The following is a 22,645-nucleotide window of genomic DNA, read 5'->3' on the forward strand; positions in this document are numbered from 1 at the left end:
TCCTGTGGGAGCGGGCTTGCTCGCGAAAGCGGTGGGTCAGTCGATCTCTATGTTGAATGTAATGCCGCCTTCGCGAGCAAGCCCGCTCCCACAGGGGAGAGGTCTATAGGCGAAGGGCTGAGGATCAGTTGCGCAGCTTTCTCGGCAATCATCAGCGTCGGCGAGCAGGTGTTGCCCGAGGTGATGCGCGGCATGATCGAGGCGTCGGCGATGCGCAGGCCGGGGATGCCATGCACCCGCAGCTCGGCGTCGACTACCGCGTCCGCATCGTTGCCCATCCGGCAGGTGCCCACCGGGTGGAAAATGGTGGTGCCGATCCGGGCGGCGGCTTCGTGCAATTGCTCTTCGCTCTGCAAGCTGTCGCCGGGCAGGTATTCCACCGGTTTGAACGCTTGCAGGGCCGGTGCAGCGACGATACGGCGGGTCAGGCGTATCGCATCGGCTGCCACGCGCAAGTCTTCGGGGTGGCTCAGGTAGTTGGGCTGAATCAGCGGCGCTTCTCGCGGGTCGGCGGAGCGAATGTCTATGCGGCCACGGCTTTGCGGGCGCAGATCGCAGACCGACGCGGTGAAGGCGGGGAAGGCGTGCAGCGGTTCGCCAAAACGCTCCAGCGACAGGGGTTGCACGTGGTATTCGAGGTTCGCCGAGGTCTGTTCCGGCCCCGAACGGGCGAAGGCGCCGAGTTGGCTTGGCGCCATGGACAACGGGCCGCTGCGGTCATACAGATAACGCAGGCCCATGCCCATCTTGCCCCACAGCGTGCCGGCGATCTGGTTCAAGGTGCGGGCGTTTTCCAGTTTGTAGATCAGCCGCAGTTGCAGGTGGTCCTGCAGGTTGCCGCCAACGCCGGGCAGTTCATGGGCAACGCCGATGCCGAGTTGTTGCAGCAGCGGGCGAGGGCCGATGCCGGAACGCTGGAGGATGCCGGGTGAACCGACGGAGCCGGCACACAGGATGATTTCCTTGCGCGCCTTGAAGGTTTTCGCCTGATCTTGCCAACGGGCGCTGACCGCCGAGGCACGACCGTTTTCCAGCAGCACGCGGTCGACTTCAACATCGGTCAGCACCGTGAGGTTGGTGCGGTGACGGACCGGTTTGAGAAACGCCTTGGCCGCGTTCCAGCGCACCCCGGCTTTCTGGTTGACCTGGAAATAGCCGCAGCCTTCGTTGTCGCCCTGGTTGAAGTCATCGATGCTGGCAATGCCGCTTTGTTCGGCAGCAGCGCGGAAGGCATCGAGAATCGGCCACGACAGGCGTTGCCGCTCGATCCGCCATTCGCCGGCGGCACCGTGAAATTCAGAATCGCCGGCAAAATGGTTTTCGCTCTGTTTGAACAGCGGCAGCACGTCTTGCCAGCCCCAGCCGGGATTGCCCTCGGCCGCCCAGCCATCGTAGTCGCCAGCCTGGCCGCGCATGTAGATCATGCCGTTGATCGAGGAACAGCCGCCGAGCACCTTGCCACGCGGGTAGCTCAGGGCGCGGCCTTGCAGGCCCGGTTGCGACTCGGTCTTGAAACACCAGTCGGTGCGCGGGTTGCCGATGCAGAACAGATAACCCACCGGGATATGAATCCACGGGTAGTTATCGCGGCCGCCGGCTTCGAGCAGCAACACGCGGTGTTGCGGGTTGGCTGACAGTCGATTGGCCAGCAAACACCCGGCAGGGCCGGCGCCGACCACGATGTAGTCGTATTCATCAAGGGAAGTCTGCATCCCTGACCTCGTATTGTTGTTCTTGTTGTCGGTCATCCTAGTTGTTAGCTTTCGTTAAAAGAATGTTAGTTTTTGCGCAGCTGCTGTGCGTTTTTAAACAGCGTTATTAACGGCATAACGTCAAGGATGGTTCATGTTCGACTGGAATGACCTGCGGTTTTTTCTCGAGTTGCAGCGCAGCGGCCGCTTGCTGACCGCCGCTCGCCGCTTGAACACCACCCACGCCACCGTGGCCCGACACATCGAGGCCATCGAAAAAAGCCTCGGCACCGCGCTGTTCGTCCAGCATGCCCAAGGCTACGAACTGACCCCGGCTGGCGAAGCGCTGCTCAAGCACGCCGAGGCCATGGAAAACGTCGCGTTGCTGGCCCAGGAAGAAATCACCCAATCCACCGCGCCGCTGGGCAAGATCCGCGTCGGGGTAACGGAGGGGCTGGGCATCATGTTCCTCGCCAGCCGCATGAACGGCTTGTTCGAACGCTACCCGGGGCTGGAAGTGGAGCTGGTGGCGGTGCCGCGCTTCGTCAGCATCCTCAACCGTGAAGCGGAGATCAGCATTCACCTGGAACGCCCGGCCGCCGACATGCTGGTCACCCGCAAACTCACCGACTATCGACTGGCGCTCTACGCCAGCCAGGCCTATCTGGACCGCTCGCCACCACTGCGCAGCCGCGAAGACCTCGGCCGCCATGCGTGGATCGGCTACGTCGACGACTTGTTGTTCAGCCAGGAACTGATGTTCCTCAACAGCTTCTGCCGCAACCCCCGGGTGGTGTTTCACAGCACCAGCGTCATCGCCCAACAACAGGCCGCTCGCTCGGGCCTGGGGATCGCCGTGCTGCCGTGTTACATGGCCAGCGCCGATCCTGAACTGGTGCCGTTGCTGCCGGATGAAAGCATCCAGCGCAGTTATTGGATCAGTACGCGGCGCGAGCTGCACAAGTCGGTGCGGCTGCGGGTGCTGTGGGATTACGTGGTGGGGTTGTGTGAGCGTGAGCAGGAGTTGTTGTTGGGAAAGCCCGTTTAAACAAGAAAAATCGCGATCGTTTAAATGAAGCTTGCCGTTACCATCCAAAGGCTACAACGCCTTGCGCCACCCCCTACACGTAAGACAGAATCCGCCGGCTTGTGCGCCCTGGGCCCGCTCGGTAACTTGATTCCCGTCACTGCCCATCAGTGATCGGGTTTAGCAGCCCGGGGTTATAAGCAAGGTGCACAAGCTCTTGTCAGTCAGGCATTCCCATGCCTGCACTTGATGGTGGTTGTGCGCAGGGCGCCTTCGGGCGCGCCGGCTTTGCTAGCTTCCCCGGTCTGCTAACCTGCGTACAGCTGCCTCCCTCTCGTTTAGCAGCAGGAGGGTGGCACCCAATCAGAGAAGCCAGCTTATGTTCAAGGTTACGCCCAATCCGCCGGACGCCGATCCGGTCTCCCCGTACGAACCCGATTCAAAGAAGCTCAACGAGGCCGCCGAGCGGGCTCTGAATTTCCACTTCCCTTCAAACGCCGACATCAAAGCCACCGCGCGTAAACCCAGCAAACTGTTTGCCGTAGCCCCAGAGGCCACGGCCGAAACCCTGGCGGTTTTTCTGGTCGAGACCCTGGCCTCGGTCGATGTGATGGTCCATCAGTTGGTGGATCATCTGGAGGGTGAGTCGCGCTACGCCCTGCTGGGTATTTCAAACAGCATCATGGTGGCGGAGATCACCGCGAACCGGGTGCTGGATAAGATTGATCTGCCCAAGTAGGCGCGCTCTGCTGGGGTGAGTGGGTAACTGACGTTGGGCTGTGCAGCGGTCCCTTTTTGGGGCCGCTGCGCGGTCCAGCGGGAGTAAGCTCCCTCGCCACAGAGTGTTCAATGGTGCTGGTCAACAGGAATCGACAGGGTCGCCCGCAACCCACCTTCCGGCGGATTGACCAGAGTAATCCGCCCACCCAGCCGCGTCGCGATGGTGTTGACGATGGCCAGCCCCAGGCCCGCGCCCCCAGTGTTTCCACGGCTGTAAAAGCGTTCGAACAATCGTGCGCGATCCGCTTCGTCGATGCCCGGTCCCTGGTCCTGGACGCTCAAGTTGTAGAACCCGTCGTCCTGGCTCAGTTGCACGGTGATGACGCCGTGCTCCGGCGAAAAATTCGCCGCGTTGGTGACCAGGTTGTTCAGGGCGATGTCGATGGCGCCGGCATCGGCAAGGACTTTGAAAGGCCGGTCTTCGGCGTCGAAAGCCAGTTCCAGGTTCCTGCTCAGCAACCAGGGTGTGAGCTGGGCCAGGCTGGCGCGCACGGTTTCGCTCAGGTCGATGCTGTGCAGCACCGGCGCCACGGCCTTGGGTTCTAGACGGGCCATGGTCAACAACTGATTGACCAGACGGCTGGCGCGATCGACCCCGGCAATCAGAAACGCCAGGGACTCACGACGTTCCTGTTCCGTGCCGGCCTCCTGCAGGTTTTGCGCATGCACCCGCAATACGGCCAGTGGTGTGCGTAATTCGTGGGCGGCGTCGGCGATGAAGCGCCGCTCACGGCCAAGCACCTCTTGAATTTGCGCGAGCATGCGATTGAGCGCCGCTTGCATCGGTTCCAGTTCGCTGGGCAACGGCGTCAGTTGCAACGGCTCCAGAGAACCGCTGTGCCGTGCCCGCAACGTCGCCGCCATATCGGCCAGGGGTTTGAGTCCCCAGCCAATGGCCAGCCAGACCATGGCCGCTAGAATCAGGCTGCCCAACACATTGGGCCACAGCGTGTGACGCACGATCCGGTCGACCAGGTCCGCACGCACGTCGTCCCGTTCACCGACCCAGATGCTCAGGTCGTTCTGTTTGTCTTCGAGCACGAACACCCGCCAATGACGGTTGTTCAAATCCACCACATCGCTGAAACCATGTGTCGTCGGCGGCGCGGTGAAGGAGGGGGCACTGGCGGTGTGCACCAGCACTTCGCCCTTGCGATTCCACACCTGAAAGGCAATTTTGCCTTCATAGGGGTGACCATCGACGCCCGGCACCGCTTCACTCAAGGCCTTGTTGAACGCTTGATACAGTTCGGCGTGTTCATGACTGGCCAGTGGCATGCGCATCACACCCTGCAGCAGCCGGGCGTTCTGCGCCAGTTGGGCGTCGTAGACTTCGGCGATTTCGTGATTGCTGTCGTGCAGGTTGAACACGCTGAGGATTGCCAACCCCGTCAGCATCAGGCCGATGATCAGCGTCAGGGTACGACGCCGGATCGAAGTCATCGACGCTCCTCCACCAGATAACCCACCCCACGAATGGTGCGGATCAGGTCGGTGGAGAACTTCTTGCGCAGGTGATGGATATGCACTTCCAGGGTGTTGCTTTCGGCTTCCTCGTTCCAGCCGTAAAGCAGTTGCATCAGGTGGTCGCGGGTCATGACCCGGCCCGGAGGCGAGAGCAATTCGTGGAGCAGTTGATATTCCTTGGGCGTCAACGCCACCGGCTCGCCCTGATAACTGACTTGCTGGGTGCCGGGGTTCAGGCTGATGCCGGCGTGTTCGATCAGCACTTGCGCGCGACCGGCACTGCGGCGCAACAAGGCCCGCAGGCGAGCCTTGAGTTCGGCCAGGTCGAAGGGTTTGACCAGGTAATCATCGGCGCCGGCATCCAGCCCGGCAATGCGGTCTTCGGTGGCATCCCGGGCGGTGAGGATCAGCACCGGCAGGTTCGAGCCGCTGTCACGCAAGCGACGCAACACTTCCAGGCCGTCCATGCGCGGCAGGCCGAGGTCGAGCACGGCCACATCGAACGTTTCGCTGAGCAGTGAATGCAAGGCGCTGCTGCCGTCCTGCAGCCAGTCGACGGTGTAACCCTCACGGCCCAGGGCCTGATGAATGCCCTCGCCGAGGGCCACGTCATCCTCGATCAGTAATAAACGCACGCGGACTCCTGTCAGTTGAGTTTCTTGTTCACGTCCACCAGTAACGCTTCGATCTCTTTGCGCCGCCCGGCGTCGGCGCTTTCCCGGCCAGGGCGGGGCGCTGCTTGCAGGGCTTTTTGCAGTGCTTGCTTGGCTTCACCATAGCGCTTTTGACGGTAAAGGTGATCGCCCCAGAAGTACAGACTGTCGATGCCGGTCGGGTTCAGCTCCAAGGCCTGCTTCAACAGTTGTTCGGCCTTGTCGGCGTCGCCGAAACCGATAGGCCAGCCGGGCACCCGATCATACAGTGCCGCGAGGCTGGTGTAGGCCGAGCCTTGCAGGGCCTTGGGATCGATGGTCAGGGCTTTTTCCAGATCGACTTTGGCCGCCTTGGCCTTGCTCAGGGCACCGAGGCCACCCTGGGCTCCGGCCCAACTGCTGGTGACGATACCGGACCAGATCCACGCTTCGGCCAGGGATTGGCGTTCCCGGGTGAACGTCGAGGCCTGGGCTGCGAGTTTTTCGAAGGCGGCGCTGCGCTGTTCGGCGGGCAATTCGTACTGGATGTGCGCCCAGCTTTGTTGAATGGCATTGAGGCGCTGCTGATCGGCGGCGTCCAGCGCCCAGACGCTTTGGCTCAGTACCCCGAACAGCAAGCAGGCGAGAATTTTCTTCATGGTTTGAGGCTCTCCTTATCGGTCTTCTGACTCAGGCGACGGATCAGCGGCAATTGCTTGCGCAAGCCACGGTCCACCAGATGCGGCAACAGACTGTTCAGACGCACGAAAAAGCGTTCCGGCCAGCCCAGGTACAAGTCGCGACGGTCACCGGCAATGGCGTGGATGACCGCCGAGGCAACGGTTTGCGGGTCGTCGACATTGGCTTTGAGCGCATCGTTCAGCGCTTGGGCCGCCGCACTGTTCATGCTGGTGCGGGTCGCCCGGGGGGCGACGTAGAGCACGTTGATCCGGGTATCGGCCAGTTCCCGGCGCAGGGCTTCGGAGAAACCGCGCAGGGCAAACTTGGTGGCGCAATAGCTGGCGTAACCGGGGTAGCCGATGGAGCCGTAGGTCGAACCGACGTTCACCACCATGGCACTCTCGGCCTGCTTGAGCAGCGGCAGCAACAACTTGGTCAGGCAGATCGGTGCGCCGACATTCACTGCCAGCATGGCGTTGACCTCGCTGTCATCGAGCTGTTCGAGCATGGCGAAGTGATTGACGCCCGCGGCATTGATCAGCAGGTTGATGCCGCCGATTGCTTCGGCCGCGGCCAGCACGTTGCGCCGGTCGTCGGGCGAGGTCAGGTCCGCACCGACCCAGCGCAACTGCTCCGGGTAGCGTTCGAGCAAGGGCTCCAGCGACTCCCGATGCCGGGCCACGGCCAATACATGGGCGCCACTGGCACACAGGGTGCCGGCGATGGCCAGGCCGATGCCGCCGCTGGCTCCGGTCAATACCACGCGAGCCTCAGACGGGCGCATGCAGATTCTCCCCATCACGCGGCAGGCCGCGGAACATGTCGGTGTAGAGCTTGTACACGACCTTCGAGGCATGAATCACCGCGGCCTGATCGGCCGGGTCTTCGAGCATGTTCATCAAGCGGCAGTAGGTCTGCATGTGTTCGATATCCAGCGAGCCGTGGGAGCTCAGGTAGCTGAAGGCGGTTTCCGGCAGCGCCAGGCGTTCGCGGATGCTGCCGGCCGCGTGGGTGGCCAGGGCAATGCTGGTGCCTTCCAGCACGTTGACCATGCCGAACAGGCCTACCGGGTTGTCCCGGGCAATCAGGTCGTAGAGGAAGCTGATCATCAACTCGATTGGCAGCGAGGGACGGCCGTCACGCACGGCGTCTTTGTCACCGCCACAGGCCGCGATGTCATCGAGTACCCATTGTTCATGGCCGTATTCGTCCTCGATGTACTCGCACACCGCTTTGCGCAACCATTCCAGGCGCTGCGGCAGACGTGCGCCGCACGCCATCATCAACGGTACGGTATGGCGCACGTGATAGTAGGCCTGGGCGAGGAAGGCGCGGTAGCTGTCCAGGCTGACCTTGCCCTCAAGGGCATCGAGGATGATCGGCAGGTTGAACAACTCGTGGCGTTCCTGCTGGGTGGCTTCTTGCAGAGTGTCGAAAAAACTCATGGTGCAGATTCCTCGGAAATAACGGATTCGGTGAGCTGCGCCCGGTAACGCTCGACGATGGCGTCGCGGCGCGGTCGGCCATTGGCGGTCAGCAAGCCGTTGGCGGGGGTGAACGGTTGATCGAGACGGGTCCAGTGATGAACCTGAGCGTAATCGGGCAAGGCCTCATTGGCCTGGGCCACGGCGGTGGCCAGTTCTTCATCGGTGCAGTCCGGCCGATGGGGCCAGAGCAGGGCGTGGTTGCTCGGCATCGCTTCGCCGTAGACGAACGCCTGGGCGATGTGGCGACGCTGGGTGAGTTCGGCCTCGACCCATTCCGGGTTGACGTTGCGTCCGAAACTGGTGATGAACTGATGCTTCTTGCGCCCGTTGAGGTAGAGAAAACCTTCCGGGTCGAACTCGCCGAGATCGCCGGTCGGCCACCATTCATCGTGGTAGGGCGCTTGCCCCAGATAGCCGAGCAGGGTCGAGCCCTTGACCAGCACTTCGCCGTCGTCGGCCAGGCGAATTTCGACATGGGGCAGGGGCCGGCCGACGCTGCCGGGGCGGTGTGCTCCAGGGCGGTTGAGGCACACCACCGACGCGCATTCCGACAATCCGTAACCCTCGTACACCGGCATGCCGATGCGCTGGGCACGATGCAGCAGTTCTTCGGAAACCCGCGCACCGCCCACGGCGGCAAAACGCAACGATTGGGGGTTGAACGCTTTTTGCTCGGCGGCGCTGACCAGCATCAGCAACAACTGTGGCACCAGGATCAAACTCTCGGGCGCGCGGGAGGCCAGACACCCCAACAAGCGCGGCACATCGACACCGCTGGCGCCCTGAATGCCCAGGGTTTTCTGGCTCGGCACGCTGAGGGTCGCGCCGGCATACAGCGCGGCATAACAGCCGAGGTTTTCCAGCAGGATCGCCAGGGGCAGCAGTGCCAGGTGATGTCGCGGGTGGGTGGGCTTGCTCGCCTGATCCAGCTCACGGGCCACCCGCAAAAGGCTTTCGGCGCTCAGGCATACACCTTTGGGCGTGCCGGTGGTGCCGGAAGTGAAGGTGAGTTTGGCGGTGCCTTCGGGTATTCGGTTCGGTCCGTTGAAGGGACGGCGCCAGAATTCGCCAGCGTGTTCGTAGCCGGCCCCTTGCAGCTCGGTTTCCAGTTCCGGTTCGGCAATCACCCGTTCGGCCTGGCTCTGTTCCAGGCAATGGATGCGTTGTGCCGGGCTGAAGAAGGGCGGCAACGTCAGGCAGGTCAGGCCTTCAAACAGAATAGCCAGGTCCCAGAGCATCGCCTCGGTGCCATTGTCCAGGGCCAGCGCGACCACCTTGACATGCTCGTCGCGCAGACGCTGTTGGCGATACATGACCTCGGCGTACAGCGTGGCGTAGTCCAGTTTCAGCTGATCGCCCCACAGGGCGATGGCGTTGCCTTTGTGTTCGGCGTGATGGCGCAGGGTTTGTTTGAAACGCTCCATTTCAGGCGACATGGCTGGACTCCTCAAGGGAGGTTGGCAACCCCAGGCGATTGAACAGACCGATATTGCGCAGATGAATGAAACCGGCGCGGATGTTGCCGACGTGCACCCATGGCTGGCTCTCGTAATAACTGCCCCAGTGGTGACGGTCCTCACCCAGCCGCTCGGGGTCGGCGGCGCACAGCGTCACCGGCTTCAAACCCAGGCGATGGAAACTGTTCACCAGCCCGATATTGCCGGTGAACGCCACCCATTCCAGCCCGCCCATGGCCAACAGGTAGGTGATGGCGATGATACTCAGTCGCGCGCTGCCGGTATCGCTGGCGGCGAGGTTACCGACCTCGACAATCCCGGCCCGGTCCACGGGTTGGCCAGCAGCGGCGCTGATCAGCGTATCGATCGCCTCGTCCAGGTAACGCTCCAGAAACAAGGGTTCGGTACTGGCCAGTCGTAAGCCGGCTACCGCACACAGCGTGCCGGACTCATCGCTCATGCCGAACAGTTGCGGCATGAAATGGCGGATATCGGCGCCATGGGCCTTGCGAAACCGCTGCTGGATAAAAGCTTCGAAGACGGGGCGCTGGGCATCGTCCGGCAAGGCCCTGGCCAGGCTCATCTGCGGGGTTTCGGCTTGACCGAAGTGCAGGGGCAGAGGGATGTTCCAGTCGAAATCGTGCATGGGCAAGAACGCCTCCCTTGAGTCAGTTTGGGAGGAGTATCAAAGGCGATTCTTAACGAAGTCTGAAGGCGACCTTCAGATTGTCTTAAGACTGGACGGGCAGGGTGGCGCCGGTCGGTTTGACGAAACCGGATCCAGGCTGCACGAAATGAGTCGGCAGCCGCCACTGATCTATACGAGGCTCTGTATGACCCCAGATTCAGCAGTACACCGGTATGGAAAACTCTCGATCACCTTGCACTGGCTGATGTTGGCGCTGTTCATCGGCGTTTATGGCTGCATCGAGATCAAAGGGCTACTGCCCCGTGGAAATGATTTGAGGGGCCTTTTCCTGGGGCTTCACGGCTTATTCGGATTGAGCATTTTTGCCTTGGTCTGGGTGCGCTTGCTCGGGCGTCTCACGCCCCGACCACCGATTACTCCGGCCCTGCCCACCTGGCAGACCGGCGCCTCGCACCTCATGCACCTGGCGTTGTATGTGCTGATGATCGCAACGCCGCTATTGGCCTGGTTGATGCTGGCCGCCGGTGGCAAGCCGATGCCGTATTTCGAGTTTTTCCTGCCGGCGCCGGTGGCGGTTGATCCGGTGCTGGCCAAGCAATTCAAGCATTGGCATGAGTGGCTCGGCAGTGCCGGCTACTGGCTGATCGGTTTGCACGCGGCGGCGGGGTTGGTCCATCACTACTGGGTTCGCGACAACACGCTCACGCGCATGCTGCCCAAGGGCTTTGGTGCGGGTGTCAACGAGCGTCAGCGATAATTCGGGTTTGCCTGGATACCGCGTTATCGTTTTTCGCGAGCAAGGCCGCTCCCACATTGGGTCTATGTCAGCCACAAAATGTGCGGCTGACTCGGTCAATGTGGGAGCGGGCTTGCTCGCGAAGAGGCCTTCACAGACACCTCAAACCTTACCCGCTTGCTCCTCCAGCTGATCCGACTCAAACAACTTCGCCAGTTCCGCCCGCGCTTCCTGGGCCGTCTGCATCACTTTGGCCGCATCGTCATACACCGCGTGCTGAGCCTCCAGCACCTGTTCATCATGATGGGTAAAGCGCTTGATCCGCGCATCCGCCTGGGCTTGTGTCAGCCCCAGTCCAACCAGGGTCCGTCGGGTCATTTCCAGGCTGGAGTAATAGGTTTCCCGCACCGCCTGCGCCCCGACATCCACCAACCGGTGCACATGCTGACGGTTACGGGCACGGGCGATGATTTTGATGTGCGGATACAGCTTGTGCACCACCTCGGCCGTCTTGATATTGGTGTCCGGATCATCGGTGGCGATCACAAAGAACTCCGCTTGCTCGACCTTGGCCGCGCTGAGGATTTCCGGGCGCATCGGGTCGCCGTAAAACACCGGTACACCGCCGAAGCTGCGGGACAGTTCGATGGTTTCCACCGAGGTGTCGAGGGCGATGAACTTGATGTTCTGCGCCCGTAGAATCCGCGCCACGATCTGCCCCATACGGCCCATGCCCGCGATGACCACGCGGGGCGAGTCGGCGTCGATTTCGCGGAACTTCTGTGGCACCTCCACCGGTTGCACCTTGGGTTTGACCAGGCGTGCGCAGGCCAGCAGCAACAGTGGCGTCAGCGCCATCGACAGGGTGATGGTCAGCACCAGCAAGTCGTACAGGCGCGGCTCGAACAAACCCTGATCCCGGCCGATCTTGAACACCACAAAGGCAAATTCACCACCGGCCGCCAGCACGATCCCCAGACGAATCGCATTGACCTTGCCCAAGCCCCCGGCCAGTCGACCGACCACAAACAGCAACGGCAGCTTGATGGCGATCAGCAGCAGGGTCAGCCCCAGCACCACGACCGGCGCACTGAGCAACAGACTCAAGTTGGCGCCCATGCCGACGCTGATGAAAAACAGCCCCAGCAGCAGGCCTTTGAACGGCTCGATCTGCGCCTCCAGCTCGTGACGGTATTCGGAATCCGCCAGCAGCAGGCCGGCGAGGAACGCACCGAGTGCCATGGACACGCCCACCAGGTCCATCAGCCACGCCGTACCGATCACCACCAGCAACGCGGTGGCGGTGGACACCTCCGGCAGACCGGTCTTGGCCACCACGCGAAATACCGGACGCAACAGATAACGCCCGCCGATCACCACCACCGCGATGCTGCCCAGCACCCGCAAGCCATGGTTCAAATCTTCGGCCGCGCTGCTGGTGTGATCGCCGCCGGCCAGCAACGGCACCATCGCGATCAACGGGATCGCGGCGATGTCCTGGAACAGCAAAATCGCGAACGCCAACCGCCCGTGGGGGCTGGTCAGTTCCTTGCGCTCGGCCAGGCTTTGCAAGCCAAACGCGGTGGACGACAACGCCAGGCCCAGGCCCAACACGATGGCACTGTTCAGGGACTGGCCGAACACGAACAGCGCCAGCACGCCAATCACCGTACCGGTCAACAGCACCTGCGCCAGGCCCACGCCGAACACCGATTTGCGCATCACCCACAAACGTCGCGGCGACAGCTCAAGGCCGATGATGAACAGCAACAACACCACCCCGAGCTCGGAAATGTGGCTGACGCTTTGTGGATTACCGATCAAACCCAGCACCGACGGCCCGATGATCACCCCGGCAAACAGATAGCCGAGCACCGCCCCCAGTTGCAGGCGCTTGGCCAAGGGAACGGCGAGCACCGCCGCGAACAAAAAGACGACAGCGGCTTGCAACAGGTTGCCTTCGTGGGGCATGCGAAACTCCTGGGTGGGGCAGGCGAGAGCGGCGCTCGCCCGATTTTCAGCGGGGCGTCAGGATAAAGGCTGGCGTCCGTTCAGTCAGCAACGAGGTGGCTGAGCGAGCTCAGGGCTCAGTGGGGCCATTGTTCAAGCAGGATTGAAACGAACTTCTCCGCCGCCGGCGATAATGATGCGCCTCGACGATACACCAGGCCGAGTGTCCGGTTCACGACGGGGTCAGTCAGCGGAATGCTCACCAGTGTTGGGTGATCCGCCGCCGGCATTGCGAGGCTCGGCATGGCGGAAACCCCAAGCCCGGCTTCGACCATACCTAGCGAGGTGGACAAATGCTGCACTTCATAAAACCACTGCGGACGCCAGCTCAGGCCCGACAGGGCGTGGTCCAGCAACATGCGGTTGCCGCTCAGGCGTCCGACGCCGATCAACCGGTAATCGCTCAGTTCTGACCAGGTCACGGACGTCCGCTGGGCCAGTTCATGGTCACGACGGCAGGCCAGGACGAAGGGTTCGTTGACCAGTGAAACGAATTCGATGTCCGGGTGCTGGCCGCTCATCATGTTGATGCCGAAGTCGGCTTCCCCCCGCAACACTGCTTCGAGCCCTTCATTGGCGCTGAGGTCGAGCAAGCGGATGCGGATTTTCGGATAGCGCTGATTATAAAGACGAATCACCGACGGCAGGAAATAAAACGCAGCGGTTGGAATGCAGGCCAGGGTCACCTGACCGATTTGCCGTTCGGCCAATTCACGGATGTTCAGGATCGAATCGTCGAAGTCATCCAGTAATCGACGAGCCTTGGGCAGAAAGTCGCGGCCGACGCTGGTCAGGCTGACCTTGCGTGTGGTGCGATCGAGCAACGTAGTCCCTAAACCCTCTTCAAGTTTTTTTATCCGCCGGCTCAAGGCTGGTTGCGAAAGATGCAATGCATCGGCAGCTTCGTGAAAACTACCCAGTTCGGCGATTTTCACGAAAGATCGGATGTCCTGAAGCTCATATTCCATGTCTTATCTCGTTGGGGAGGGCGTTGGACCAGGTTCTGAACGTTAAAACTTTATTTTGTGAAACGCAATAATTGCTCCGATCTTTGCATTGGAAACACAATTACTTCCCTGTCACTCTTGTTTGCAAGACATCAATTACCCCGATTGATTAACAAGAGTTAGTGGCCATGCAACGAATTCCTTGTGTGCTGATGCGCGGTGGTACCTCAAAGGGACCGGTATTTCTCGCCTGGGATCTACCGGTTTCGATTGAAGAGCGCGATGAACTATTGCTCTCGGTGATGGGCTCCGGTCACGAACTGGAGATCGACGGCATCGGCGGCGGCAGCCCGCAGACCAGCAAGGTCGCCATCGTCAGCCCGTCGTTGCATCCCGACGCCGATGTCGATTACCTGTTCGTTCAGGTCATGGTGTCCCAGCGTCGGGTGGATACCGCCCCGAACTGCGGCAACATGCTCTGTGCGGTTGGGCCGTTTGCCATCGAGCAGGGGCTGGTCAAGGCGGCCGATGAACTGACCCGCGTGCGGATTCGCAACCTCAACACCGGCACCTTCGTCACCGCTGATGTGCAGACACCAAACGGCAAAGTCAGCTATGAAGGCGACACCGCCATCGATGGCGTGCCTGGCACCGCGGCACCGGTTCAACTGACATTCCTTGACGCGGCGGGCAGCAAGACCGGCAAGCTGTTTCCAACCGGCAACACCCAGGACTGGTTCGACGACATTCCGGTGACCTGCATCGACATGGCCATGCCGATGCTGATCATCGAGGCGCGTCACCTGGGCAAACGCGGCGATGAAACGCCGGCCGAACTGGATGCCGACAAAGACTTTATGCACCGTCTCGAAGCCCTGCGGCTGCGGGCCGGCATGGCCATGGGCCTGGGCGACGTCAGCGACAAGGTCATCCCCAAGCCTGTGTTGGTTGCACCGGCCAAGGCCGGCGGCACGTTTCAGGTTCGCTACTTCATGCCGCACAACTGCCACCGTGCGCTGGCCATTACCGGTTCCATCGGTCTGGCCACTGCATGCGTCAGCGAAGGCAGTGTGGTTGCGCAGATGCTCGGCAATACCGGAGGGCCGCGTCTGCAACAGGTGCGGATCGAGCACCCGAGCGGCGGCATCGATGTCGTGCTGTCCTACACCGGTAAAAACGGTGAGACAATCCGCGCCTCTGTTGTTCGTACCGCCCGAAGACTGTTTTCCGGCTTTGTGTATGCTCCGGTTTCCCAACGGCTCGCCGGGTAGTTCCCGCGCAGTCACTGTTGTTTTTGCATCAGAACAATTCTAAAAAATGGGTGATGCCATGAAAATTGTTAAATCGCTCTACTTCCAGATCCTCTGCGCCGTGCTGCTGGGCGTCGTGGTCGGACACTTCTGGGCTCAGCAGGCCATTGCCCTCAAGCCGTTGGGTGATGCCTTCATCAAGCTGATCAAAATGATGATTGCGCCGGTGGTGTTCTGCACCATCGTCACCGGCATCGCCGGGATGAGCGACAAACGCTCTCTTGGCCGCTTGCTGAGCAAGACCATGCTGCTGTTTCTCGGGCTGACGGTGATCAGCCTGATCATCGGCCTGGTCGCGGTCTATGTGTTCAAGCCGGGTGTGGGCATGAACATCGATCCGAGCCATTTGAGTACGGCGGGGCTGTCTCAATACACCGAGTCGGCGGCGAAGCTTGGGGTGGTCGAGTTTTTCATGCACATCATCCCCGACACCTTTATAGGTGCGTTCAGTAAAGGTGAAGTGTTGCCGGTGTTGTTTATCGCAGTGCTGTGCGGTTTCGCCCTGTCATCCCTGGGTGAACGTGGCAAGCCAGTGCTCGACGTACTGGAAGCGGCATCGCAGATGGTCTTCAAGATTTTTTCCTACTTGATGCGTTTTGCGCCGATCGGTGCCTTCGGGGCACTGGCGTTCACCGTCGGACAGTACGGCATCACCTCGCTGGGTTCGCTGGCAAAGTTGATCATGACCTTGTACGTCGCCTGCGCCTTCTTCGTCTTTGTGGTGCTGGGAGGCATTTGCCGCGCCCACGGCTTCAGCCTGTGGAAGCTGCTGCGTTACCTGCGCGAAGAATTCCTGGTGGTGTTGGGAACGTCCTCCACTGAGCCGGTCATGCCACGCATGCTGGAGAAACTCCAGGCCCTGGGTTGCAGCAAGGGTGTAGTGGGGCTGGTGCTGCCGACGGGGTACTCGTTCAACCTCGATGGCACGGCGATCTACCTGTCTCTGGCGGCAATTTTCATTGCCCAGGCCTGCAACATCGACCTGACCATGACCCAAACCTTGACCATGCTGGCGATCATGCTGCTGTCGTCCAAGGGCGCGGCGGGGGTGACCGGCAGCGGTTTCGTGGCGCTGGCTTCCACGCTCACGGTGATCCATGACATTCCGCTGGCAGGCCTGGCGCTGTTGATCGGGATCGACCGTTTCATGTCCGAGGCGCGAGCCCTGACCAGCCTGGCGAGTAACGCCGTGGCGACCGTGGTGATCTCTATCTCGGAGAGCGCCTGCGACCGTCAGGTCCTGCTCGATACCCTGGACGGCAAAACACCACCGGTTGTTCCGGCTGGCGATCAAACCTGGGACCGCGTCGGGACCACCACGCACATTTAGTCCCGCGTAAGCGCTGCAAACACTAACCTTTTTACTACCTGCTGCCGGGCGTCGCCGATCGCGTCGCCTGGCGGGCTCGGGGTCGTTCGCCTGCGCATCGGCCACGCAATCCATAATAACAAGAGAGAGTTGCCCTATGCTCGCCTTACTCGGCTTGGCCATGGTGGTTGTGTTCACCTTCCTGATCATGACCAAGCGTCTGTCACCGATCGTTGCATTGACCATTGTTCCGATCGTCTTTGCAGTCATCGGCGGTTTTGGTGGGACCACCGGCAAAATGATGCTCGACGGTCTGAAAATGGTTGCCCCGTCGGCAGCGCTGCTGCTGTTCGCAATTCTGTTTTTCGGTTTGATGATCGACTCGGGGCTGTTTGATCCACTGATTCGCAAGATTCTCAAGCGGGTCAACGGCGACCCGATGAAAATCGCGGTCGGCACTGCGCTGCTGTCGCTGACTGTCGCCCTGGACGGTGACGGCACGACCACTTACATGATCACCTGCGCGGCGATGCTGCCTTTGTACAAGCGCATCGGCATGAACCCGATGATTCTCGCGACCATTTCCATGCTGGCTTTGAGCATCATGAGCGGCATGACCCCTTGGGGCGGCCCGGCGACCCGGGCGATTGCCGCGTTGGGGCTGGATGCCGGGGCGTATTTTGTTCCTCTGTTGCCGACCATGATCGGCGGCGCCGCGTGGGTGGTGTTCAGCGCGTTCCTGCTGGGCCGCGCCGAGCGTAAACGCATCGGCAATACCGAGCTGCAGAGCGGTGGCAGCGATTGCTACATCAAGGCGATTCTTGAGGACACGCCGCACAAGCGCCCGAAACTGGCCTACGTCAACCTGTTGCTGGTGACTGCGGTGATGGTCGCGCTGGTGATGGGGGTCATGCACTCGGCAATCCTGTTTTTGATCGGCTTCGTGCTGGCGCTGATGATCAACTACCCGCAACTGGACATTCAAAAAGAACGCATCCTCGCGCACTCCGGCAACGCCATGACTGTAGTCCTGCTGGTGTTCGCGGCTGGTATCTTCGCCGGGATTTTCTCCGGAACCAAAATGGTCGACTCCCTGGCGCAAACCCTGGTGGACTGGATTCCACCGTCCTGGGGGCACCTGTTCCCATTGGTGGTGGCGATCACCAGCATGCCGTTGACCTTCGTGCTGTCCAACGATGCCTATTACTTCGGCGTGGTGCCGATCCTCGCCAACGCGGCGGCGGCCTACGGGATTGATCCGGTGGAAATCGCCCGAGCGTCGATTCTTGGCCAACCGGTGCATCTGATGAGCCCGCTGGTGGCCTCGACCCTGTTGCTGGTGGGGATGGTCGATCGCGACATCGGTGATTTCCAGCGAGCCACCGTCAAATGGGCGGTACTCACCTCCCTGGTGGTCACCGCGCTGGCTCTGCTGACCGGTGCCTTGACGCTGTTCTCCTGATTCACCCCTGACTCACCGCTGATAGAACTCCACGCTCCCGATGGCGGGCGCGCGGCCATGTGCATCCTTAAAACAACAATATGAGTAGTTCGACATGACCCATTTCCTGACTCGCGGGGCTTTTCTTCCTCTTCTGGGCGTGTTGCCGATGGCCACTGCCGGTGCGAGTGATTTCATCGACGACAGCAAGTTGAAGCTGCAACTGCGCAATGTCTATTTCAACGAAAATTTTCGCGATGAACATGGCTTGAGCGCGCGCTCCGCCAGAACCGCCAAAAGTGAGCGCACCGAGTGGGCCCAGGGTTTCCTGCTGGATTTCCAGTCGGGGTTCACCCCCGGCACAGTCGGTTTCGGGGTCGATGCACTGGGCCTGATGGGGGTCAAACTCGATTCCGGGCGTGGCCGTAGTGGCACCGGTCTGTTGCCGGTACACGATGACGGTCGCGCCGCCGACGAGTTCGCCAGTGCCGGGGCTGCGGCCAAGGTCAAACTGGCCAAGACCACCCTCAAATACGGCACCCTGCTGCCCAAAACGCCGGTACTGATCTACAACGATGCACGCTTGCTGCCGCAGACCTACGAGGGTGGACAAGTCACCAGTACCGATATCGAAAACCTGACCCTGACGGGCGGTCATCTGGACCGATTCAAGCTGCGCGATTCCACCGACAGCGTGTCGATTGTTCCTGACGGCTACTCAGGCGACAAAGGTGGCGATTTCACCTACGCCGGTGGTGATTACAAACTCGGCAAGAACACCCGTCTGAGTTACTTCTACGGTGAGCTGGAAAACTTCTATCGCCAGAACTTTGCCGGCATCCAGCATGATCTGCCATTGGGCCCCGGGGTGTTGACCGGCGACTTGCGCTATTTCAACAGCAATGACGCGGGCCGAGCCTACGCGTCGAAAATCGATAACGACATGCTCAGCGGTCAGCTGTCCTACGCGGTGGCGGGGCACACCTTTGGTGGCGGTTATCAAAAACTCAGCGGAGACGCCGGGTTGCCATACATCAGCGGTGCGACGGTGTACTCATTCAGCAACGTCGGCATCGGCAAGTTCATTGAAGAGGACGAGAAAACCTGGATGCTCAGTTACGGTTACGACTTTGCACCGGTGGGCGTGCCCGGGCTGACGTTCATGACCCGTTATCTCAAAGGCAACGACGGCAAGTCCGACACCAACATCAAAGAGTCCGAACGCGACACCGAACTGGCCTATGTGGTCCAGAGCGGCACGTTCAAGGGGCTTGGCGTGAAGCTGCGCAACTATGTCTACCGTTCGGACTTCGCGCGTGGACGTGACAGCAACCGGATCTATTTCACTTACGACATTGCTCTCTGGTAACGGCGCCGGAAGGTGCTCGCAGCAGGCTGCGGGCGCCTTTTCAGTTAGCAGTCCAGGTCGCGCGACGAAGGAAACCGGATATGTCATTTAAACGAAAAATACTGCTGCTCACGTTACTTCCCGTGGTGTTGTTCGCAGTGGTACTGAGTATCACCACCAGCAAGATTCTGCTGTCGTTGGCGGAGCAGGAAGTCACGCAAACCCGCGATCGGTTGCTGGCCGAGAGTCGGGCCAGGCTCGAAGATTATGCAAGCATCGCCCGCAGTTCCATAGCCGGGTTGTATAACAACGCAAACAGTGGCGACCTGCAAAGTCGGGCCCTGGCTATCAGCCAACTGTCGAAAATGAAGTATGGCGATGACGGCTACTTCATCGGCTACGACAGTCAAGTCGTGCGCCTGTTTCGCGGTGAAAGCAGCGAAGGTGTGGGTACCAACATGAGCGATCGAAAGGACCGCGACGGGGTTTATCTGAATCGCGAGATGGTCGCGGCAGCAAAGAACGACTCGCACTACGTCAACTATGCCGGGGCCTTGGTCAATACCGATAAAGTTGTGCCGAAACTGGCCTACAGTTTTTTCCTGCCCAAATGGGACATGGTAGTGGTCACGGCCGTCAATCTGGACAGCATTGAAACCCAGGTGGCGCAGGTTCGTGCGGACATCGACCGACGGGTGAGCAGTATTGTTTACGGGATCATCATGGTGGCCGTGGTATTGCTGGCAATTATTGGCGTATTGGCGCTGCTATTGGTCAATGCCGGCCTGCGACCGCTGACACTGATCCGCGACAGTCTTGACGAGATTGCTGCCGGTGAGGGGGATTTGACCCGACGCTTACCCGTCGGCAGCCAGGATGAGTTCGGCCAGTTGGCCGGTTCATTCAACGCTTTTATCGGCAAAATTCATGGTTTGGTCAGTCAAATCGTGGCAATGACCGGGCAATTGAGCAACGCTGTCGGGCAAGTGGCCAAGCAGGCCCGGCATATGGACCTGGCCATGGAGCAGCAGCGTCAGGAGACCGATCAAGTAGCGGCGGCGATCAATCAAATGTCGTCGGCGGCGCAGGAAGTCGCGGTCAGTGCTCAGAGTGCATCGGACGCGGCCATGGAAACCGATCAGCAGACTCGACGCGCCCGGCAAGTGGTCGACGGCAGCATTGCTCGTATTCAGGGATTGACGTTGGACCTGGGACGCAGCGGTGCGTCTCTGGACAGCCTGCAAAGCGACGTTTCGGCAATTGTCACGGTGCTCGATGTCATCCGTTCGATTGCCGAGCAGACCAATCTCCTGGCCCTGAATGCGGCCATCGAGGCCGCTCGTGCCGGTGATGCCGGGCGAGGTTTTGCGGTGGTTGCCGACGAGGTACGTGCTCTTGCCAGTCGTACCCAGCAAAGCACCCAGGAAATTCAGGCGATGATCGAGCGCCTCAAGCGAGCCACCAGCACCGTCGTGACCTCAATGCATCAATCCGGTGAAGCCGGGGAGGGGGCCAGCACTCAGGCTTATCAGGCCGGTGAGTCGTTGGGCAACATCGTCGAATTAATCGCCACTATCAACAGCATGAACGCGCACATCGCCAGTGCTGCGGAGGAGCAAACTTCGGTGGCGGAGGAGATTAACCGCAGCGTGCATCAAATCGCCCGGGCAATCGACAGCGTTGCCGATGAAACCCAGCGTGGCGTGCAGACGGTCAATGACCTCCACGGCATTGGGCACGGCCTCGAAACCTTGGTCAAACAGTTCAAGATCTGAAGCGCTTGTGTCAGACCCGACTCACCGTCTGATCACCCAACCGATACTGATTATTTCCGCTGCGCTTGGCCTCATACATCGCCAGGTCGGCAATGTGAATCAAGCGGTCCATGCTCGGCGCATGGTCCGGGAACACCGCCACGCCCAGACTGGTGCCGATGTGGCGCTGGTCGTTGCCGATGGTCACCGGCGGTGCGAGTTCGATGAAGATTTTCTGGCAGATGCTGCGGGCTTCGTCTTGCAGGCTGTTGCCTTGGGGAAGGCCTTGGAGGATGACCACGAACTCGTCACCGCCAATCCGGGCGACGGTGTCGGTTGAGCGCAGGATTTTCTTCAGGCGTGTCGCGGTGGTGATCAGCACGCGGTCGCCGGCGGCATGGCCATAGTGGTCGTTGATCGCCTTGAAACCATTGAGGTCGACAAATACCAGTGCCACCCGCGTGGCGCTGAGGCGGGCCTGCTCCAGGGCGTCGGACAAGCGTTCTTCGAGTACCAGGCGATTGGGCAGGCCGGTCAGCGGGTCGTAATGGGCCAGGTGTTGCAGATAACTGGCGGAGGCTTTTTCTTCGGTGATGTCGCGGACCACGCCCATCATCTTGATCGTTGCGTCATGCTCATTCTTGACCACATTGCCGGTCTCCCGCAGCCAGCGGATGCTGCCATCCGGCCAGACCACGCGGTATTCCTCGTCGTGGTTTTCGCCGGTTTCCAGGCAACGCAATTCACCGGCGCGGACCTTGGCCCGGTCGTCCGGGTGCACACAGGAACAGAACAGGGCGTAGGAGGGCGTCACCTCGCCGATCTTGAACCCGAACATCCCGTAGATTGCATCCGACCAATAGAGCTTGTCGGTATCGACTTCCCAGTCCCAGGTGCCGATGCGGGCGAAGTATTGGCTGCGTTTGAAGCGCTCGGCGTCGCCTTCCTGGTGGATGCTTTGTCCCTCGGTGAGGCTGTCGATCAGCGCACGGCACTCGGCCAACTGCTTTTGCAACGAACGATCGCGCCAGATCAGCGCGATGATCAGCGCAAAGGTCAGTGAGCCGATGGTGATATCGATCCAGAGCTGACTCATTGAGGAATTGCGCTCATGGTGTATCAAACCGTGGGGGAGGTGGCGGGTATATTAAGGTTCTCTACGAAAAACTGCCTGCGTGTCGATCATGCTGCGTTAAAAACAGCCTCGGAATGCTCATTTACAACCCGTAAACTCCGCTTCTTCGCCTGTTTTTGCCTTGCCTGATCGACACTCGGCGACTTTTCGTACAGACCCTGGCAAGCAGGAGGTGGGTCACACCACTGACGGTTGGGTCGCGACCGAGACGGTGAAGGTCACGACAAACAGCACGACGAGTACCCAGAACATCACCATGACTGTCAGCATGACGACCTTCAGGCTTTGATAAAGCCAGCGCAACCAATGGCCTTCGGGTTTTGCTTCTGAGCGGGTTCTGAGTACGCCTTTCAAATAGAAGCCGAGGATGGCCAGCAGTGCGCCATCAATCAACAGCGCAGGCAGGCCGGCTTCGGGGAAAATGCTTCCCCACCGATAGAATGACGACCGGCTCAGGAACACCACGTAACAAGTGAGGCTGCCGTAGGGGATGGCTCTCCACCATTTACCGGCCAGCGCTCCGACCATCAGGCACATAATCACCATGAACGGGTTGAGGAGAATATTGATCATCCACTCCAGTACGTTGGGGAAGTAGCCCGGGGAATGGATGCTGCGCCAGATGTGTTCAAACATTGTTCAGGCTCCTGCCTTCTATGGAGTAAGTGCTGCTTCGGTGCTTCCGTGCCGCTGCACGGTATCGGCGTATTGTCGGGTTACATAAGTCCTGTTGTGTAAATTAGGGGCTGTACGAAAAGTCGCCGAGTGGCGATCAGGCAGTTTT

At 60.5% G+C, this 22,645-nt stretch carries 19 protein-coding genes and 2 pseudogenes; 9 read left to right on the forward strand and 12 right to left on the reverse strand.

The genetic code is table 11. The features are described from left to right. Window positions 1-47 precede the first annotated feature (47 nt). Window positions 48-1,712, reverse strand: coding sequence for a GMC family oxidoreductase (locus PSH64_RS11425; protein ID WP_305480709.1), 1,665 nt, complete (start codon window positions 1,710-1,712; stop codon window positions 48-50). A 133-nt stretch (window positions 1,713-1,845) separates the two neighbouring features. On the opposite strand from PSH64_RS11425, the gene PSH64_RS11430 reads away from it, so the two are divergent. Then, window positions 1,846-2,739, forward strand: coding sequence for a LysR family transcriptional regulator (locus PSH64_RS11430; protein ID WP_305480710.1), 894 nt, complete (start codon window positions 1,846-1,848; stop codon window positions 2,737-2,739). 358 nt (window positions 2,740-3,097) lie between these two features. Further along, window positions 3,098-3,457 (forward strand): DUF6124 family protein, encoded by a 360-nt coding sequence (locus PSH64_RS11435; RefSeq protein ID WP_105345629.1) that lies wholly within the window; start codon window positions 3,098-3,100, stop codon window positions 3,455-3,457. A gap of 107 nt (window positions 3,458-3,564) precedes the next feature. On the opposite strand, the gene PSH64_RS11440 is transcribed toward PSH64_RS11435, so the two are convergent. From PSH64_RS11440 to PSH64_RS11470, 7 genes are read right to left on the reverse strand one after another with little or no spacing between them, the layout of a single operon-like run. Continuing rightward, a complete protein-coding gene (locus tag PSH64_RS11440) occupies window positions 3,565-4,941 on the reverse strand; it encodes an ATP-binding protein (protein ID WP_305480711.1) in 1,377 nt (458 codons plus the stop codon). Further along, window positions 4,938-5,600, reverse strand: a complete 663-nt coding sequence (locus PSH64_RS11445) for a response regulator (RefSeq protein ID WP_105345625.1) — start codon at window positions 5,598-5,600, stop codon at window positions 4,938-4,940. Before PSH64_RS11445 ends, PSH64_RS11440 begins: the two co-directional genes overlap by 4 nt. Window positions 5,601-5,611: 11 nt before the next feature. Continuing rightward, a complete protein-coding gene (locus PSH64_RS11450) occupies window positions 5,612-6,256 on the reverse strand; it encodes a tetratricopeptide repeat protein (protein ID WP_305480712.1) in 645 nt (214 codons plus the stop codon). Continuing rightward, a complete protein-coding gene (locus PSH64_RS11455) occupies window positions 6,253-7,062 on the reverse strand; it encodes an SDR family oxidoreductase (RefSeq protein WP_105345620.1) in 810 nt (269 codons plus the stop codon). Before PSH64_RS11455 ends, PSH64_RS11450 begins: the two co-directional genes overlap by 4 nt. Further along, a complete protein-coding gene (locus tag PSH64_RS11460) occupies window positions 7,049-7,723 on the reverse strand; it encodes a TenA family transcriptional regulator (RefSeq protein WP_305480713.1) in 675 nt (224 codons plus the stop codon). The genes PSH64_RS11455 and PSH64_RS11460 overlap by 14 nt, the downstream gene beginning before the upstream one ends. Next, complete coding sequence (locus PSH64_RS11465) at window positions 7,720-9,201, reverse strand: AMP-binding protein (RefSeq protein WP_305480714.1); 1,482 nt, start codon at window positions 9,199-9,201, stop codon at window positions 7,720-7,722. The genes PSH64_RS11460 and PSH64_RS11465 overlap by 4 nt, the downstream gene beginning before the upstream one ends. Then, a complete protein-coding gene (locus PSH64_RS11470; RefSeq protein ID WP_105345614.1) occupies window positions 9,191-9,868 on the reverse strand; it encodes a thermostable hemolysin in 678 nt (225 codons plus the stop codon). The genes PSH64_RS11465 and PSH64_RS11470 overlap by 11 nt, the downstream gene beginning before the upstream one ends. Window positions 9,869-10,055: 187 nt before the next feature. Between PSH64_RS11470 and PSH64_RS11475 the strand changes: the two genes are divergently transcribed. Beyond that, complete coding sequence (locus PSH64_RS11475) at window positions 10,056-10,628, forward strand: cytochrome b (protein ID WP_105345612.1); 573 nt, start codon at window positions 10,056-10,058, stop codon at window positions 10,626-10,628. A gap of 141 nt (window positions 10,629-10,769) precedes the next feature. Here PSH64_RS11475 and PSH64_RS11480 read toward each other — a convergent pair whose 3' ends face one another. Both PSH64_RS11480 and PSH64_RS11485 read right to left on the reverse strand, forming a co-directional pair. Then, entirely contained in the window at window positions 10,770-12,578 is a 1,809-nt protein-coding gene (locus PSH64_RS11480) for a monovalent cation:proton antiporter-2 (CPA2) family protein (RefSeq protein ID WP_105345610.1), read from the reverse strand. A gap of 116 nt (window positions 12,579-12,694) precedes the next feature. Next, complete coding sequence (locus tag PSH64_RS11485) at window positions 12,695-13,585, reverse strand: LysR family transcriptional regulator (protein WP_105345608.1); 891 nt, start codon at window positions 13,583-13,585, stop codon at window positions 12,695-12,697. Between the two features lie 167 nt (window positions 13,586-13,752). Between PSH64_RS11485 and PSH64_RS11490 the strand changes: the two genes are divergently transcribed. The 6 genes and pseudogenes from PSH64_RS11490 to PSH64_RS30430 form a co-directional block, all read left to right on the forward strand. After that, the gene (locus PSH64_RS11490) at window positions 13,753-14,835 is read left to right on the forward strand and encodes a 4-oxalomesaconate tautomerase (protein WP_105345606.1); all 1,083 of its coding nucleotides are present in this window, start codon (window positions 13,753-13,755) and stop codon (window positions 14,833-14,835) included. Between the two features lie 46 nt (window positions 14,836-14,881). After that, window positions 14,882-16,204 (forward strand): dicarboxylate/amino acid:cation symporter, encoded by a 1,323-nt coding sequence (locus tag PSH64_RS11495; protein WP_305480715.1) that lies wholly within the window; start codon window positions 14,882-14,884, stop codon window positions 16,202-16,204. Between the two features lie 136 nt (window positions 16,205-16,340). Continuing rightward, a complete protein-coding gene (locus PSH64_RS11500; protein ID WP_105345602.1) occupies window positions 16,341-17,645 on the forward strand; it encodes a CitMHS family transporter in 1,305 nt (434 codons plus the stop codon). A 94-nt stretch (window positions 17,646-17,739) separates the two neighbouring features. Continuing rightward, window positions 17,740-18,993 carry an OprD family porin gene (locus tag PSH64_RS11505; RefSeq protein ID WP_105345599.1) on the forward strand — a complete coding sequence of 418 codons (1,254 nt, stop codon included), beginning with the start codon at window positions 17,740-17,742 and terminating at the stop codon, window positions 18,991-18,993. An 80-nt stretch (window positions 18,994-19,073) separates the two neighbouring features. Then, window positions 19,074-19,841, forward strand: a pseudogene (locus PSH64_RS30425) (cache domain-containing protein); the annotation flags it as partial. Between the two features lie 411 nt (window positions 19,842-20,252). Next, window positions 20,253-20,747: pseudogene (locus PSH64_RS30430) on the forward strand (methyl-accepting chemotaxis protein); the annotation flags it as partial. A gap of 10 nt (window positions 20,748-20,757) precedes the next feature. Here PSH64_RS30430 and PSH64_RS11515 read toward each other — a convergent pair. Together PSH64_RS11515 and PSH64_RS11520 are read right to left on the reverse strand one after the other, a co-directional pair. After that, window positions 20,758-21,822 (reverse strand): sensor domain-containing diguanylate cyclase, encoded by a 1,065-nt coding sequence (locus PSH64_RS11515; protein ID WP_105345595.1) that lies wholly within the window; start codon window positions 21,820-21,822, stop codon window positions 20,758-20,760. Window positions 21,823-22,038: 216 nt separating this feature from the next. Beyond that, window positions 22,039-22,497 carry a hypothetical protein gene (locus tag PSH64_RS11520; protein WP_305480717.1) on the reverse strand — a complete coding sequence of 153 codons (459 nt, stop codon included), beginning with the start codon at window positions 22,495-22,497 and terminating at the stop codon, window positions 22,039-22,041. Window positions 22,498-22,645 lie beyond the last annotated feature (148 nt).

The organism is Pseudomonas sp. FP1742, from assembly GCF_030687145.1.
In the GTDB taxonomy this organism is placed as follows: Bacteria; Pseudomonadota; Gammaproteobacteria; order Pseudomonadales; family Pseudomonadaceae; genus Aquipseudomonas; species Aquipseudomonas frederiksbergensis_D.